Source organism: Streptomyces sp. NBRC 110611 (assembly GCF_001590865.1).
GTDB lineage: Bacteria > Actinomycetota > Actinomycetes > Streptomycetales > Streptomycetaceae > Streptomyces.
The window spans coordinates 108,461-124,471 of sequence record NZ_BBUY01000011.1; the positions used below are offsets into that span (position 1 = coordinate 108,461).

Sequence of the window (16,011 nt, forward strand, 5' to 3'; positions counted from 1 at the left end):
ACGCCACGACCCGACTCACCCGTCACTCGCGCGATCACTCCCGGGCCCTTGCCGCCACCCACAGTTGCCGATATCGAGGAGCAGCGATGACAAGCCTGATCGTTCCAGTCATGATCACATTTGGGATCTTCCTGCTCGCGATGGTGGCGGTAGGTATCTGGACGTATCAGGACACCCTGACCTTCTCCGACTTCGCCCTGGGCGGGCGACGGCTGAGCGCACCGGTGGCCGCGCTCTCCGCCGGCGCCAGTGATATGTCCGGCTGGCTGTTCCTGGGACTGCCCGGAGCAGTGTACGCGGGCGGCATCGGCGCCTCATGGCTCGCGGTCGGGCTGGCCATCGGCACCTATCTCAACTGGCGCCTGGTGGCGCCCCGTTTGCGTACGTACACCGAGCGGGCCGGTGACGCCATGACGCTCTCGGCGTATCTGGAAGAACGTTTCGAAGACGGCAGCAGACTCCTGCGCGTGCTGTCGGCAACGGTCATCGTCGTCTTCTTCACCGTGTACGTCGCGAGCGGACTCCTCGCCGGAGGCGTGCTGTTCGAGGGGATCTTCGGCGGCGGCTTCGAATTTGCGCTGACCGTCTTCGCCGTGGTCATCGTCGTCTACACCGTCCTGGGCGGCTTCCGCGCCGTCAGCGTCACGCACTCGGTGCAGGCCACCCTGATGTTCGGCGCGGCCGTGGCCCTCCCCGCGATCGCCATCGGCATGTTCGGCGGCTTCGACGCGCTGCGTACCGCGATCACTGACAAGAGCACCTCTCTCCTGGACGTGACCGCCAAGGCCGGCTTCGGCGCCGACCGCTGGACATCCGGCGAGCCGCTCGGCGCCGTGGCCGTCGTCTCCCTCCTCGCCTGGGGGCTGGGCTACTTCGGCCAACCGCACATCCTGGTCCGCTTCATGAGCATCCGCAGCTCCCGTGACGTCCCCTTGGCCCGCCGTATCGGCGTGGGCTGGGTCGTGCTCTGCCTCGCGGGCGCCGCGCTCATCGGACTGGCGGGAATCGCCACGCTGGACCGCCCGCTGGACAACCCGGAGACGGTCTTCATCGCACTCGCCGCCCAGCTGGTCAACCCGTGGGGCGCGGCCGTCCTGCTCGTCGCCGTACTGGCCGCGATCAAATCCAGCGCGGACAGCCAGCTGCTGGTCTCCGCGATGGCCCTCACCGAGGATTTCTACGGTGCTTTCCTCAAGCGGCGGGCCTCCGACGCGTCGAAGGTCCTGGCGGCCCGCGCGACGGTGGTGGTGGTCGCCCTCGTCGCCTACGTCATCGCCCTGAGCGGCGGTGCCGTGCTCGACATCGTCGCGTACGCCTGGGCCGGTTTCGGGGCCGCCTTCGGCCCGGTGATCCTGCTGTCCCTCTACTGGCCGCGGATGACCCGCGCCGGAGCGATGGCCGGCATCGTGACCGGGGCGGCGACCGTCCTCCTCTGGAAACAGATCGACCCGCTGCTCGGCCCACTGCAGTCGGGAATCTACGAAATGGTGCCCGGCGTGCTCGCGGCCACCGCTGCGGCGCTCCTCTTCGGCGCATTCGTCGGCCGCCCGCCGCGCCGCTCCTGGTCGGGCCCCATGGCGCCGAAGGCCGCCGCCGCACGCGGTCTGAGCGCACACGACATGGCATGACGCGCGGCGTCGCGGACGTCCCGTAGAACGGGGACGCGCCAAGGGGCACGCTCCTCGTCACCTCAGCGCTGGGGAGCGCCGGAAAGCGGACCGAACAGCTCAAGTACGGGTGCGAAGGACGTCGCCGCCTGTCCCACCCTGCCCTGGGGGCCGAGGTCGTTGAGCCTGGCCAGCTCGTAGTCCACGCTGAACAGCAGCGGACGGTCGGTCTGCGTGGCGTTCGCGGTGGCGGGCGAGACGCTCCCCATGGCTCCGGAGGCCAGGACAAGAGCCGCAAAAGTCCGGTGCATTCTGGTCATGCCGTTCTCAACGACAGGTCAGCCGGAAGGCAACGCGCGGACGAAACACCGAAGTAGCGCGGACGTACCGCCGAAGAAGAGCCCACGCGCCACCGAAGGAGAGCCGACGGAGCGGCGTTGAAGGGCTGTTGGAGGGCTGACGAAGCCCGAAGTCGGTTTCACCAAAAAGGATCAGGAAAGATCAATAGGGAACAGGAAGGCTACAGTTAGCGGGCCTTGACCTGGCGTCACGGAGTGAAGGGGAGGGCGAGCCGCATGGATATCGACGCCGCGGTGTTCGACGTTTTCGGGACCATGACCGACTGGCGGTCCAGTGTGGCCGACGCGTTGGCCGACATCGGTGACCAGGCGGGCCTGCGCGCCGACTGGCCCGCTGTCACCGACACTTGGCGCCGCCGCTACCGGCCCGCCCTGACCAGGGTCGTGACGGGACAGCTGCCCTGCATGCCCCTCGACGACCTGCACCGGCTCACCCTCGACGAGGCACTCGTCGCCCACGGCCTCGAAGCCCTCGGTGAGGCGGACCGGGACGCGCTGGTCGGAGCCTGGCACCGGCTGCGCGCCTGGCCGGACGCCGCGGCCGGTCTGGAACGGCTGCACGGCAGCCGCGTGATCACCGCAACGCTGTCCAACGGCGGGGTCGGCCTCCTCACCCGCCTCACCAAGCGGACCGGGCTCCGCTTCGACTGCGTCCTCTCGGCCGAGCTGGCCACGTCGTACAAGCCCGACCCACGGGTCTACCTGTCGGCCGCCGAACTGCTCCGCGTGGAGCCACAGCGGCTCCTGATGGTCGCCTGTCACGCGGACGACCTCGAAGCTGCCGCCGGCGCCGGGCTCCGCACCGCGTACATCCCGCGCCCGCTGGAGTGGGGACCGGAAGCCGCCCCGGTTCCGGCACCGGCGGAGGTCGATCTCATCGCCGCGGACGTCATCGATCTGGCGCGCATCCTCACCGGGGCCGGCTGAGACGTCAGGTGCTCAGCAGGTGACGACCTTGCCGTAGGAGCCCCTGCCCCAATGCCAGGTCCATGCCTGACCGTGCTGGTAGGTCAGGCAGCGCGAGTCGGGTCCCCAGTCGATGACCACCTTCAGGTGCATGGCCTTGCCGCAGTCGTTCCCCACGGTCACCTTCTTCTCGTGCTTGATGACGTCCCGCCGGACGCACCCCGGGGCGGTGCCCAGGATGCCCGCGCCCTCCGTGGTCCCGGCGGTGGCGCGGTCGTCGGGGCCCACCTGCGCGGGCGCGGCCACCGCGGGCCCGGCGGGCAGGGCGAGCCCACCGCCGAGCGCCGCCGCGGCGACGGCGAGTACGAGGCGCTTGCGTAGCGTGTTCCTCATGACGCGGAGTCCTTTCCTCTGGTGCTCTGGCGTTCCCTGGCGTGAGGGAGGGCGGCGGGTCACGCCGCCCGAGCTGTGCCATCGAGCGTGCGGGGCAAACCGCCGGGAGGGCCACCCCCGCCGCCCAACTGCCGTACTCCTGGGATGTCCCACCCGCTGACCAGCGCGAACGGCACGGGCCAGGACGCCGCTGTGGGACGCGGCACGGCATCCACCGCTCGGCCAGGGCTGCGGTGGAGCGGCGGGGGAGCCGAGTTCAGGCGAACCCGTGTCGGTCGGGAGCGCTGTCTGGCACAGTGTGGTGCGTTGTGTGGTATCGGGAGATCAGGAACTGATCCTGCGGGGGGACCATGCAGGCCGGTGAGGTCAAGAGCACGCCTGAATACTGGGATTCGGCGCATCCTGTGCTGGAGATCCTGCGCGCCCGGCGCGACTCCGGAAGCTTACCGGGGCAGCGCAAGGACGGTGCGACCGTCGCCCTCGCCGTCGAGGGGGGCGGTATGCGCGGGGTGATCTCGGCGGCGATGCTCACCCAGCTCGAGGACTACGGCTTCACGAACGCCTTCGACGTGGTCTTCGGCTGCTCCTCCGGGGGAATCAACGCGGCCTACTTCCTCGCCGGGGAGACCTGGTATCCGCTGTCGATCTACTACGACGACCTGACGACCAAGCGGTTCGTCGACTTCTCCCGGATACTGCGCCGGCGCCCGATCCTGGACCTGGCCTACTCCTTCGACCACATCATGGAACGGGTCAAGCCCCTGGATTACGAGGCCGTTCTCAGGTCGGCGGTTCCCCTGGCCGTCCCGGTCACCGACGTCGATGCGCTGGAAACCGTGGTACTGCGGGACTTCGCCTCCAGACAGGACCTCAAAGCCGCGCTGCGCGCCTCCGCCTGGCTGCCGATCGCCCTCCCCGGCACCACCGCGACACCCGACGGGCGACGCGCCGTCGACGGCGGCGTGCTCACCGCCCTGCCGTTCCGGCTCGCGGTCAACGACGGCTGCACACACATCCTTTCCCTCAGTACGCGGCCGATGCGGCCGGCCGATGACCGGCTCTCCCTGCTGCACCGCGGCACGTATCTGCACCTCGAGCGGATGCGCCGCGGTCTCGGCAGCGGCTATCTGGCGGCGATCCGTCAGAAGCACCGCGATCAGGACTGGCTGCGCCGGCTGCGCACGGCCCCCGGAGCCGGTTCCCCGTACGTCCTCGATCTCGCACCGCTGCCCTGGATGCCCGAACTCAAACGGCACGAGCTGGACCGGCAGCGGCTTCTCGACAGCGCGCGCATGGCGTACGGGATCGCGTTCTGCGCCACCGAGGACAGGCCGGTCGAGCTGCTGCGCCGCGGAGGCATCCGTGCCATGCCGAGACTGAGGGTGGTGGAATCCGCGGATGGCGAGCCAAGGCGCGACGCTGGATCTGCTGCTCGCAGCACTGCACGGCCTGACGGGATATAGCGACCGGCACCTGGCCCGGTTGCGGACCCTGCTGGAGCTGACCGCCGACGACCAGCCGGAGACGGCCCGGCAGCGGGCCCGACGCCTCAAGCTGTGGCGACGCCTGCTGCAGGACATCCCCCTGGACGAGCGGTCGTTCGACGACCGGTTCGGCCTCGCCGGCAGACAGGCCGCGATCTCGGGCCTCACCTCCTGGTGCCTCGGCTACCGCGCGGAGCCCGAGCGGCGCCGCGCGAGCCTGGCTCCGCTGTACGGATTCGTCAGCCTTTTCCTGCTGACGCTGATCGGCCTCGCCGAATCCGAGGCGCAGCGTTCGCTTCCGCAGGCCACGGCCGACCTGGGCGGGAGCGACCGGGCGCTGACCCATGACTGCGCGGGCGTCTGCGGAGTACTCGTCACGGAGGACGCGGTGGCGGAGGTCATCGCCGAGGTCTACAGCCCGCAGCCGCAGCCCGGTCGGCGCCGTGCGGCCGCGGACACGGACCCCGCCGAGGGCGAATGGCGGGCGATGCAACGGAAGTTGCGGTTCCACCGGCACGGCACCACCTCGGTGATCCTGCGCGGCGCCACCGCGAGGACCGTTCACGGGACCCGCCCGGAATTCGCCCTCAAGCTGATCCTGTACCCGTTCACCAGGATCGGGACCCTCACGCGCGCCACCCGCGAGTACGCGGAGACGTACGGCACCTCCGGCACCGGTTCACGGCATCTGGTGCGGATCTGGGCCAGCTACGACAGCTGGATCCTGATGGACTTCATCAAAGGCAGGACGCTCGCCGAAGTCGTCCGCGAGGAGTGGCAGCGGGAAGCGGGCGTCCCGGGCCGCCCGCTCTCCCTCCGGCTCGACCGGCTCCGGGAGAAGGGGTCCCTGCTCTTCGACGCACTGGAGGACCTCCAGCGCATCGCGCGGGAAGCCCCGGCGCCCGGCCGGCGCATGGGCGTACACGCGGACCTCTCACCGTCCAACATCATCGTGTCCGACGCCGACGGCGCCTTCCGGCTCATCGATCTGGGCCGGAACTACCTCTACACCCACACCATCACCGGGAAGGCAGGAGCCGAGTCCGCCTTCATCGCGCCCGAGGTCAAGGCAGGCGACCATGAGATCGCCCGGGCCGACCTCTACTCGCTCGGCCAGCTGCTGGTCCTCTTCGGCACCGGAAGCGTGAGCCTCGACGGTGTGGTGCCGGACATCTTCTATATGCGCGCCGATCTGCTCGCGCGCTTCCTGGAGGACCTGGTCGACGCCGATCCGGCGCGGCGACTGCTCATCTTCCCCACCGGTCCGGCGCCGTCCGTGTCGTTCGCCCAGCTGAGGAGCAGCTTCCTGGCGGAGCTCGAGATGGTGCAGGCCGCCGAGCGGGGCGAGTGCGATCTGCGGATCGAGACCGGCTGGCGGGCACTGCGCGAGCTGCTGCGCCCACTGGCCGGTGATCCGGGGCGCGAGTGGCGGCTGTGGCGGATGCGCAGGGGGCACAGCACGCACCCGGTCGCACACCGCCGGCTGTTCACCAACTGGCTGCTCGCCTGGTCGCTGCTGTCGACGCTGATCTGGGCGGTGACGAACTCCACCGTGATCACCTGGCTGCTGCGGGACCTGGACCTCGACTGGGGAAACAAGCTGGTGGAACTGGTGCAGCACATCGGCGGCGACGGCAACGCCCCCGAGGGTCTCCCCATCGTCGACTCCTGGCGGCACAGCGACTACCACCTGCCGGACTGGCGCGCCAACCTGCCGGCCCGGATGGTCGGGCTCTCCTACGCCATCGCGGCGCCCAAGTACTACCAGATGCTCTTCGCCGGGCTCACCCCCCTCGCCATCGGGTGGCGGGCCGGCGCGATGACCCGGCTGGCCCTGGTGACCGAGGTGGTCATGCGGATGATGGCCGTCGCGCCGTGTGCGCTCGTGCTGGCGGTCACCCTTGTCGAACCCCGCTGGTGGCCGATCAACTCGGCGATCGGGCAGTGCCTGACGTGGCTCGCGAACTTCGTGACCCTCGCCTACGTCCGCGCGGTCATCACCCGCTCGCGCCGGCTCGGGCTCAGCACGGTCCCCGGCGACGACGGCAAGATCACCGGCCTGTCGTCGTTCGCCCAGTGGGTGCCGACCTCGCTGTTCTACGCCATGGCCGTGCTGACCATCGGCACCTGTCTCTACCTCCAGCTCCTCCAGGACGTCTATGTGTACGCGCTCGCCGTCACCTCGACCAATGTCTTCCTCTTCTACGTCATCAAGTGCGGCGTCGGCGGTCCGACGATCCGGGTGACGATGGTCCGCACCTGCCTGGCCGCCGAACGCGTGGGCAGGTGCCGGTAGCCGTTCCGTCCTGCGCAGTTACTGTGATCTGCGCTTTCGCGAGCTGCCGGTCAGGCACACGGCTGAGGAGGGGGAGACCGCGGTGGCCGGCGGTCTCCCCCTCCTCCCGTTGCCGGTCAGTGCAGCCGCAGCGCCTTACGGACCGTCGTGAACAGGTCGGTCTGGTTCGTCACGCCGAGCACCCGGTACGCCTGCGGGCCCTGGGCCGCGATCCGCACCTGGGTTCCGGTGTGCTCCTGGGCCTGACCCGGTGTGTTCGTCGAGTAGTTGACCTTCAGCTGCCGGCCCTCGTTCGTGACCAGGGTGGAGGACAGGCCGGGCGGGGTGGCCTCCAGCGGGACGATCTGGCTGGTGTGGCCGTGGTCGGCGGTGGTCACCACGAGCGTGTCGGGGTGCTTGGCCGCGTAGTCCCGGGCCACCTTGACCGCGCGGTCGAACGCCGCGGTCTCGCCGATCTGCCCGCACGGGTCGGCCGCGTGGTCCCGCTTGTCGATCGAGGCGCCCTCGATCTGCAGGAAGAAGCCCTTCTTGGACTGCTTGGCCTGCTGCTTGGCCTCCAGGAGCTGGAGGGCCTTGGTGGCGGAGTCGGCGAGGCTCGGTGTGGTGCGCGGCCGCTCCGGGTTGGAGGTCACACACCGCTGCGGGTCCGTGCCGCCGACCGCGGCCGCCTTGCCGGTCCACTCCACCGGCACATTGCCCGGGGCGAACAGGCCGAGCACCGGCTTCCCGGCCTTCGCCGCCTTGAGCGAGGCCCGGTCGGTGACGACCTGGTAGCCCAGCTTCCGCGCCTGCTCGGTGACCGTCAGCCCCTTGTACGTGCCGTTGGTGACCTTCTGGTCGAAACGCTGCTTGCCGCCGCCGAGCAGCACGTCCACCTTGTGGTCGACGGACTGCTCGGCGATCGAGCCCGGCCCGCCGGCCGCGACCGCGTCGCTGGGGCACTTGGCCATGTCGGCCGGGCCCTGGCACGAGCGGTCGGAGACGTGCGAGGCGAGCGCCGCCGGAGTCGCGTCGGTCACCTCGGCGGTGGTGACGCTGCCGGTGGCGTAGCCGTTCTTCTGGGCCAGCTCCAGGATCGTGGGCACGGCCTTGTCCGTGCCGGGCGTCTTGGAGAGGCGGCCGTTGACGGTCTTGGTGCCGGTCGCCCAGCCGGTGGCGCTCGCCGCGGAGTCGGTCACGTAGTCCGGGCTGCCGTCGGCGCGCACCGAGTACGTCGTGTACGTACCGGTCAGCGGGAACTTGTCCATGTTCAGCCGGCCGTTGGCGCCCACGGTGTAGTCACGGGCCAGGGTGATCTCCGAGTCGCCCATACCGTCGCCGATCAGCAGGATGACGTTCTTCGCCTTCCCGCCCTTGACCGCGTGCTCGGCCTGCGCCGTGGTGTCGGACGCGCCGGCGCCGGAGCTGGCGCCGGCGGCGGAGGCCACGGCCACGGCGGCCGTGGTGGCGGCGACCACGGCGCCGGCGATCGTGAGGTGGCGGCGGGACGGTATGTGCATGGCGGGGATTCCTCGATTCGCAGGTGGCCCACGGGGCAGACGAGCGCCAGCTCACCAGCCGTCGGTGAACCGCAGGTGACATTCCGGCGCTGTTGCCGCATCGGGGACATGACAGAAGCCGGTGCGATGGCCGCCTGTCGTCCGCTGGGGAGGGTGCGATCCCGCTGGGCGTCCTCACCGCCCGGACTCCGGTACGGGTCTGGTCACCCCTTCCGCATACCGGTGTAGCCGTGGCGCTGCTTGGGCTGCTGCTGCGGGTCGTAGCCGGGGAAGGGGCGGTCGAAGAGCCAGTTGTAGAGCATCTCCCGGCAGATCTGCGGCTGGAACGCCGGCACCTGGTGTCCGGCGTCCGGCACGCTGACCTGCGTCAGGTTCCGGTGGCGGCGGACGAATCCCTTCGGGTTCCCCTGCGCCTGCGTCCAGATCAGCCGGGGAGCGTTGCGCCACTCCGCGTGCTCGTGCTCGCCCTTCCGCTTCATGAGGTCGTCCAGGATCTCCTCGGTGCTCTGGTACCCACAGGCGGTGTCGAAGTTCCCGGTGTAGAGCAGGGTCTGGTAGCCCTTGTCGATGATGTCGGTGTACAGCCCGGAGCAGTCCGCCATGTTGTCCTCGACCAGCCATTCGGCCACCGGACCCTCGTTGTCGGCGCACTGCCAGGTGACGTCCGCCGGAACGTGCAGGGACTTCTTCACTTCCGCGGTGTCCAGGTACGCGCGCAGGCCCCCATGGGAAGGTCGTCCCAGCGCCGCACATCGTAGAGGTCGAAGTTCCCGCCGTACGCCAGGGTCGTGGCCACCAGATCATTGCCGAGACCGGTGGCCTTCTTCATCTCTCCCGCATCGAGGGCGGCCCGGAAATCGGCGTAGGAGTGGTACAGGGAGTTCTTCTGACCGAGGCCGATGAACCCGGCCGTATAGGCGTAGTCGATCAGCGTGCGGAGCGACAGCTTGGGCTTGATCCAGCCGTTGCCGACGGCGATTCCCGCAGGTCGAGGTTCCGTTCGCCCGCGTGCTGACGGTTCTTCCGGTCGATTTCCAGGGCGATCGCCGGCACGTACTTTCCGGCGTAGCTCTCACCGCAGACGTACTGCGGGCACTGCGCGTACTCCGGGTGCGCGCCGAAGAACTTCTGCAGCCCTTCCCAGAACATCCGGCTGAGGGTGCTCTCGTCCTGGACGTACTCCCCGGCATCGGAGTAGCTGTATCCGGTGCCGATGGGCTGGTCCCAGTAGACGATATGCGCCTCCTGGTTCCAGGTGTTGGGGGTCACCGATATCGTCCCGGCCGCATCGTCGCCGATGGTCAGCGGTCCGTTCTCCAGGAACAGCCCCAGCAGTGAGGAGGCGCCTGGTCCGCCGTTGAGCCAGATCAGCAGTGGCGTCCGGCTGATCAGCTCCTGCTGGTCGTGGACCGCGACATGGGGGTTGCAGGTCTGACTTTCGAAGAACCAGTAGAAGAGGTGGTTCTCGGTACCCGGATGCTCCGTGCTGTCGAGGTGCACATGCCCGGAGTAGGAGCGCGCTTTCTTGGTGTCCTTGGTGTAGAGATCGATGCGCCGGCTGTCGGGGATGTTCGCCGGAATCGAGGTGACGAGGTCTTCTGCGGACATGGTGCACCCTCCGTTCGGCAGCGAGACGGACCAGGGGATCAGGGGGCAAGGGGGCGGCGCAGGTGGGACGGTGAGCGGTAGGAGCGGGTGAACAGCCCGGCCGTCCGCTCCGGATCCTCGAGAACTCCTATGCGCTGTCCCTGGAGCAGTTGCAGGGCGGGGAACCGGCCGGGCTCGAACAGCAGGATGTTCAGCGAGCCGCCGTACTTGAAGTTCCCGAACCTCTCGCCCTTTTCCACCTTGACCGGTTCCTTGAGCGGTCCCTTGAACTTGTGCCGGAAATTGACGGAGGCGATGGAGTTGAGGCCGACGGGGACCAGACCGACGTACCCTTCGCCGTCCCGCTTTCCCCAGCGATCCAGGTACTCCGTCCTGATGATCGCGTATCCCCGGCGGAAGTCATCGAACATCGAGTAGTCGTATCCGTAGCCGACGTCCCCCTTGTCCAGCAGGCCGGGGAAGTCCCGCATTCCGTAGTACACGCCACCGATGCTGTCGCTGGCCTCCACCACATGCCCCTTCACCGGGGAGTGGTACCAGTGATAGCTGTCGGGCATCAGGATGCACGACACCGCCGTACCGCCGATGAACCTCTCGGCGTAGCTGGAGTTGCCGAGCAGCTGCGCGACGTTCATGGTCACCGTCTTGACCGGGATCGGCGTCTTCTCGGTGAGGTCATCGACGATCATGTTGATGACGCAGTCGGCCGGGGCGACCACCACACTGTCGTCCTCCTTGGCGGCGATCGGCCGCTTCTCCTTCCTGATCTTCCGGATGAAGAACTCGTTGAAGGTCTGCCAGTCCTCGTGCTCATATTCGGCCATGCGCTTCGGCCCGAGCTCGTCGATCCACTTCTGGATGAGTTCCTGGGCCCGCGGCCCCGACTCGTCCATCTGCATACCTTGCAGGTTCGTGAAGTCGGCTGTTCTTCCAGTCGCAGCGCACCTCTTCCGGTGTGTCATCCGGGAACGGCACGACATTCTCGACCGCCGCGTCGTACAGGGTCCGGAAACCCCGGTGGTCGGTCTCGTACCACATGGTGATTTTCTTGAGGAACTCGTCGAGGTTCTCCGAATACGATGCGTCGCTCTGCAGCACTATCCTGTCTCCTCCCGCTTCCGCATGGTGAAGTCCGCCGGTGGCAGCTCGGCCCGGCGCGGTGCCGCCGCCCAATGTGCCGCGTTCCCGGACCCCGGCGCGAGCGCGCGAATCGGCCACCGGACGGCACGCGCACCAGGAGCCCCCGCTACGCCAACTCTCGCAAAGTGCCGATGCTTTCCAGCCATACGCTCCCCGAAGCCGAAGCCGGTCTCTTCCCGGCCTCGCGCCCCCTTAAGAGACCCCGATATGGGCTCCCGGTGAACCAGATGGTCGCGGCACACGTCATGTACGGGGACCGGCATGACCGCGCTGTGCCATGGTCGGTCGGCCGCACGAGATGTGGGGAAGTGAAGGGGACTTTGACCAAGGGGCGAGTATGGGGCGTGACAGGAGACTGGACCGGTGTGCCGGAGAAGTGTGCCGATTCCCACGACGGGTTGGCGTTGTTGCGGCCTCGTGGGCTGATGGATATGCGGGGACGGGGCGGCACCCCTGCCGTCCTGGCGTATCCCACCGGCGCAGTGGTGGTGGTCTCCGGATTGCCGGGAAGCGGTAAGAGCACCCTGCTGCGGCGCTTGGCCGGCGCAGCGCCGGTCATCGATCCACGGGCGCTCCATGTCGCGTACGAAGCGGTGATGCCCGCCTTGCTGCCCTATGCGCTGTACCGGCCCTGGGTGCGGTTGGCGCACTTTCGCCGGCTGCGCGCCGCGGTGCGCGGCGGCGGGCCGTTGCTGGTCCACGACTGCGGCGGCAGGCCGTGGATGCGCCGATGGCTGGCCAGGTGCGCCGGACGTCAGGGACGGGAACTGCACCTGGTCGTGCTCGACGTGGGAGCGGCCGAGGCGCTGGCCGGCCAGGAGGCGCGGGGCCGATGGGCGCCCCGGCGTGCCTTCGCCCGGCACCGCAGGGGACTGGACCGTCTGCTGCGCGCACTGTCCGCACCCGGCGCCGCGGATGCGCCTGACCCCGCGCCCGACCCCGCCCCTGACGTGGTGCCGGAGGCGGCCTCCGTGGTCCTGCTCGACCGCGGGTCGCGGGAGCGAGTGGCGGCGGTGGAATTCGGTCCCGAGCCGGCCCGGTCCCGGCCGCCGCTGGCCGGGCCCGGCCGGGAGCGCCGTCCCGCCGCGGTCGCCATCCCCGGCGGCGGACGGCGCTCCTGATCACCGCGCCGGCGGCACCGTCAGCGTGTGCCGTCGGCAGGTCCCGGACGTGCGGGGACGCGACTCGCCGCCCCCTGCGCCGAGACCGTCACCGTGACCCGCCCGGCGGACCCTGGCGGTGTCCACACCCGGACCGTGCCCCGTTCCCCTGCCGGTACGGAACGTGGCCAGGCCACTGCCGGGCCCTCCACCGACACCCGCCACCCCGCGGCCGTGGGCGGCGCGGACAGTTCGCTGACGCCGGACCGCCCCGGCAGGTCGTAGACGAGGCGGAACGTCCGCGCCGCAGGGGCGTAGCGCTGCTCGCGCACCGTGCCGGCGACGGCGGGGGCGTAGGGACGCGCGGTCTGTTGCTTGTTGGCCTGGAATCGGCCGTCCTCGCCGACCGCGCAGTACCCGCCGCCGTAGCACCACACATAGCCCGCCCAGCCGGCGCTGTAGCGGTCGAGGGAGGCGAGGGCATCGCCGTAGAAGCGCGGCATGTTGGGCAGCGAACTGTCCCGGGGGCCCCATTCGCCGACCACGACCGGGATGCGCTGGGCGCTCGGGTAGCGGGTGACGGCGTTCTCGTAGGTCTCGATCCAGCGCGCCGAGGGGTCGTAGTCGCCGCCCGCCTCCATGGTGGCGTGGTAGAAGTGCGGTGCGTAGACGACCTTGGAGTCGTGGATACGGCCGAGCCCGGTGGGCAGCCCCTCGCCGACGATCGGGGTCGGTTCGACGAACAGCCTGCTGTGGCGGTCGACCGTGCGGATCGCCCCCGCGATCCGGTTGTACATCGGCGTCAGTTGCTCGGATTCGATGCGGTGGGCGGCCGTCGGAAGGTCCTCGCCCGCGCGCAGCCGCCCCATGGGTTCATTGATCAGGTCGTAGCCGAACACGGCGGGGTGGCCGGCGAAGCGCCCGGCGAGCACCTGCCACATACGGGCCTGTGCCCGCTGGAGGTCCCGGTCCTGGTAGAGGTGCTCGAAGGCGGCCTGCACGGCCGGTTCGAAGTACTCCGCGAACCAGTCCTCCGGGTGCGGGGTGAAGGGCAGCCCGTCGGTGCGGGTCGCCCACTCGGGGACGCCGCGGTGGCCGAACCGCGGGCCGAAGACGTCCTGGTGGGCGTCGATCACGACCTGGACGTGCCAGCGGTGGGCCCAGTCCAGGATCCGTTCGATCTTCCGGAGATAGCGCGGGCTGTAATGGCCGGGCCGCGGCTCCAGGTCGTCCCAGAAGACCAGCAGCCGCGCGAAGTTGAAACCCTGGCCGTGCAGATCGCGGAAGTGCCGCTCGGTGACGGCGCTGAGTGCGTCGGCGCCGCGGTGTGTCTTGTCCTCGACGTTCCAGCCGCGCAGCGTGAGCGTGCGCCCGCGGTCATCGGTGAGCGGCGGCGGAGACAGCGAGGGTGACGACCGCGGTGACGGTGATGGCGGCCCGCCCGCCCGCGCCGCGCCCGGTGCCAGCAACGCGACGACGATGGCCAGCGCCGCTCCCGCCTTGACCGTCTTGTAAGTCTTATGCGTCTTGTGCGCCTTGGCCACCTTGAGTGCCGTGACCGCCTTGATGACGAATCCGCACGTGCCCATGGTTCCCCCAGGTTTCCCGGCGACACCACCTTCCGAACAGATGGCCGCCTGCCCCGCCCCTGAAACCTGGTGCGTCGCCCGGGGGGGGGCTCCCGCTGTGCCGTCAGTCCCCGACGGCGCGGCAGACGTCGAGGAGCGGGGCCAGCCGGCGTGCGGGGGTGGCGGGGTGGACGGCCAGGTAGGTCTCGGCGGTCAGGCCGGGCGGGTCGACCGGGCGGAAGACGGTGCGGCCGGTCGGCAGGAACCGGGCCTGGGCGGCGTAGAACACAGTCCAGCTGGGACTGCCGGTCGCGATGGCGGCGAGGGTGTCCTGGTCGGTGGTGAAAGCGGGGCCGAGGACGGGTTCGAACCCGGCGTCCTGGCACGCTCCCAGGACCAGGTCGACGAGCTGTGGGTTGGCTTCGCGGGAGACGAGGCGCAGCGGGATGCCGGCGAGGCCGGCGAGGGGCACCGAGGCGCGGACGGCCAGCGGGTGCGCCGCGGGAAGCGCCACCACGAGCGGGTCCGTCCAGAGCGGCAGGAGATCCAGGCCGGGGCTGTGCGGCAGCCCGCGGACGAAGGCCGCGTCCAGCGTGCCGTCGCGTACCGCCTGCAACCGGGCGGTGGGTGTGGCGCTCACCAATTCCACGGTGAGCTCGGGAGAACGGTCCGCCAGGGACGTGAGGACGCGTTCGAGCCGTACTCCGAGGCCGACGCTGGTGCCGATGCGCAGCACCGTGGCCTCCCTGGCCCGGATGTCGGCCATGGCGTGCAGCGCGGCGTGCTCCGCGGCCAGGAGGGTGCGGGCGTGCGGCAGGAAGGCCGCACCGGCGGGGGTGAGGGTGACCTGGCGGGTGGTGCGGTGGAACAGCTCCAGCCGGAGTTCGCGTTCCAGTCGCCGGATGTGCTGGCTGACGGTCGGCTGGGCGATATGCAGTCGCTCGGCGGCCCGGCCGAAGTGCAGCTCCTCGGCGACGGCTACGAAGTAGCGGACCTGGCGCAGTTCCATTCCCACGTCCCCTTCATTCCGCCTCTGACTGTTCCGCCGCTGATTCGGCTTCTGATTCCGCTTCTGAGCCATCGCGCTTGTTTCGTGGCGCTTGATTCATTGCGCTTGATTCATTGCGTTCCATGATGAGTGTACGAGCGAACTGCGTCTTGGTCGGAATGCGTCACCACGGTGAACTGGCTCTGCTCAACACCGCGGCCGAACGGAGCGGTGCGGACGAGACAGGAGGATGACCATGGCGTACGCCACTGTGAACGGGATCCGGATGCACTACACCGACGAGGGGACCGGAACGCCGGTGCTGTTCCTGCACGGCTGGGGCACCAGTGGCCGGGCCTGGGACGCCCAGGTCGCCGATCTGGGCGCCGACCACCGGGTGGTGACCTTGGACTGGCGGGGTTGTGGCCGCAGCGACCATCCGGCCGACGGAAACACCATCGCCGGCAACGCCGCCGACGTCCTGGGGCTGATGGATGTCATCGCTCTGGACCGGGCCCTGTTGGTGGGCAACTCGATGGGTGCGGCCTTCGCCCTGGAGGCGGCGCTCATGTCGCCGGAGCGGGTGACAGGCGTGGTGTCCATCGACGGGCCCGGCTACTGGCCGAGCCAGGGCATGTCCGACACTCTGCCCTTGCTGCGGACGGCACTCTCCACCGATCGTGCCGCGGCTCTGGCCGATTGGGTGCCGCAGTGGTTCGGCCCCGAAGCGGACCCGGACCTGGCGCGGCAGACGGTGCGACAGGTCCTTCAATCGGGCCTGTTCATCGACGAGTTGTTCGCGGACCTCGCGGTCTACGACCCGCGCGAGTCACTCGCCCGGCTGGCCGTGCCCGCGGTCTTCGCGCACGGCCGACTCGATTCGCAGATCCCCCTGGAGGTGTCCCGGACGCTGGCCGAGCTGGCCCCGTACGGCGAGTACCACGTGATCGAACGGGCGGGCCATCTGCCGCATCAGGAACAGCCCGCCATGGTCAACGCCCTGATCCGCGCCGTACTCGCCCGACTGGCAGGACTTCGACAGAACTGACGGCAGGACTCCGTC

Annotated in this window: 15 protein-coding genes; 6 read left to right on the forward strand and 9 right to left on the reverse strand. The window is 69.6% G+C overall.

Going from position 1 to position 16,011, the window contains the following annotated elements; all coding sequences use genetic code 11:
* Positions 1-110 precede the first annotated feature (110 nt).
* Positions 111-1,628 (forward strand): sodium/proline symporter PutP, encoded by a 1,518-nt coding sequence (gene putP / locus AZE13_RS22405; RefSeq protein ID WP_309302206.1) that lies wholly within the window; start codon positions 111-113, stop codon positions 1,626-1,628.
* Between the two features lie 62 nt (positions 1,629-1,690).
* Here the strand turns inward: putP and AZE13_RS22410 are convergent, their stop codons facing one another.
* Positions 1,691-1,927: a hypothetical protein gene (locus AZE13_RS22410; RefSeq protein ID WP_147264700.1), complete on the reverse strand. Its 237-nt coding sequence runs from the start codon at positions 1,925-1,927 to the stop codon at positions 1,691-1,693.
* A 255-nt stretch (positions 1,928-2,182) separates the two neighbouring features.
* Between AZE13_RS22410 and AZE13_RS22415 the strand changes: the two genes are divergently transcribed.
* The gene (locus AZE13_RS22415; protein ID WP_066934839.1) at positions 2,183-2,893 is read left to right on the forward strand and encodes a haloacid dehalogenase type II; all 711 of its coding nucleotides are present in this window, start codon (positions 2,183-2,185) and stop codon (positions 2,891-2,893) included.
* A 12-nt stretch (positions 2,894-2,905) separates the two neighbouring features.
* Here the strand turns inward: AZE13_RS22415 and AZE13_RS22420 are convergent, their stop codons facing one another.
* Positions 2,906-3,265, reverse strand: coding sequence for a hypothetical protein (locus AZE13_RS22420; RefSeq protein ID WP_066934842.1), 360 nt, complete (start codon positions 3,263-3,265; stop codon positions 2,906-2,908).
* Positions 3,266-3,615: 350 nt separating this feature from the next.
* On the opposite strand from AZE13_RS22420, the gene AZE13_RS22425 reads away from it, so the two are divergent.
* Together AZE13_RS22425 and AZE13_RS22430 are read left to right on the forward strand one after the other, a co-directional pair.
* Complete coding sequence (locus AZE13_RS22425) at positions 3,616-4,728, forward strand: patatin-like phospholipase family protein (RefSeq protein ID WP_079124266.1); 1,113 nt, start codon at positions 3,616-3,618, stop codon at positions 4,726-4,728.
* Positions 4,664-7,045: a hypothetical protein gene (locus tag AZE13_RS22430; RefSeq protein WP_066934846.1), complete on the forward strand. Its 2,382-nt coding sequence runs from the start codon at positions 4,664-4,666 to the stop codon at positions 7,043-7,045. Before AZE13_RS22425 ends, AZE13_RS22430 begins: the two co-directional genes overlap by 65 nt.
* 116 nt (positions 7,046-7,161) lie before the next feature.
* Here AZE13_RS22430 and AZE13_RS22435 read toward each other — a convergent pair whose 3' ends face one another.
* The 5 genes from AZE13_RS22435 to AZE13_RS22450 form a co-directional block, all read right to left on the reverse strand.
* Complete coding sequence (locus tag AZE13_RS22435; protein ID WP_066934848.1) at positions 7,162-8,544, reverse strand: alkaline phosphatase; 1,383 nt, start codon at positions 8,542-8,544, stop codon at positions 7,162-7,164.
* Between the two features lie 203 nt (positions 8,545-8,747).
* Entirely contained in the window at positions 8,748-9,236 is a 489-nt protein-coding gene (locus AZE13_RS22440) for a S10 family serine carboxypeptidase-like protein (RefSeq protein WP_066934851.1), read from the reverse strand.
* A complete protein-coding gene (locus AZE13_RS37040; RefSeq protein WP_181690416.1) occupies positions 9,233-9,373 on the reverse strand; it encodes a hypothetical protein in 141 nt (46 codons plus the stop codon). The genes AZE13_RS22440 and AZE13_RS37040 overlap by 4 nt, the downstream gene beginning before the upstream one ends.
* A 98-nt stretch (positions 9,374-9,471) precedes the next feature.
* Positions 9,472-10,152, reverse strand: a complete 681-nt coding sequence (locus AZE13_RS22445) for a S10 family serine carboxypeptidase-like protein (RefSeq protein WP_066934854.1) — start codon at positions 10,150-10,152, stop codon at positions 9,472-9,474.
* A gap of 38 nt (positions 10,153-10,190) precedes the next feature.
* A complete protein-coding gene (locus AZE13_RS22450; protein ID WP_258527926.1) occupies positions 10,191-11,051 on the reverse strand; it encodes a phosphatidylserine decarboxylase in 861 nt (286 codons plus the stop codon).
* Between the two features lie 666 nt (positions 11,052-11,717).
* Here AZE13_RS22450 and AZE13_RS22455 point away from each other — a divergent pair.
* A complete protein-coding gene (locus AZE13_RS22455; RefSeq protein ID WP_079124268.1) occupies positions 11,718-12,413 on the forward strand; it encodes an AAA family ATPase in 696 nt (231 codons plus the stop codon).
* 20 nt (positions 12,414-12,433) lie between these two features.
* Here the strand turns inward: AZE13_RS22455 and AZE13_RS22460 are convergent, their stop codons facing one another.
* Positions 12,434-13,981, reverse strand: a complete 1,548-nt coding sequence (locus tag AZE13_RS22460; RefSeq protein ID WP_079124269.1) for a cellulase family glycosylhydrolase — start codon at positions 13,979-13,981, stop codon at positions 12,434-12,436.
* A 103-nt stretch (positions 13,982-14,084) separates the two neighbouring features.
* Positions 14,085-14,969: a LysR family transcriptional regulator gene (locus tag AZE13_RS22465; RefSeq protein ID WP_066934857.1), complete on the reverse strand. Its 885-nt coding sequence runs from the start codon at positions 14,967-14,969 to the stop codon at positions 14,085-14,087.
* Between the two features lie 235 nt (positions 14,970-15,204).
* On the opposite strand from AZE13_RS22465, the gene AZE13_RS22470 reads away from it, so the two are divergent.
* A complete protein-coding gene (locus AZE13_RS22470) occupies positions 15,205-15,996 on the forward strand; it encodes an alpha/beta fold hydrolase (RefSeq protein WP_066934860.1) in 792 nt (263 codons plus the stop codon).
* Positions 15,997-16,011 lie beyond the last annotated feature (15 nt).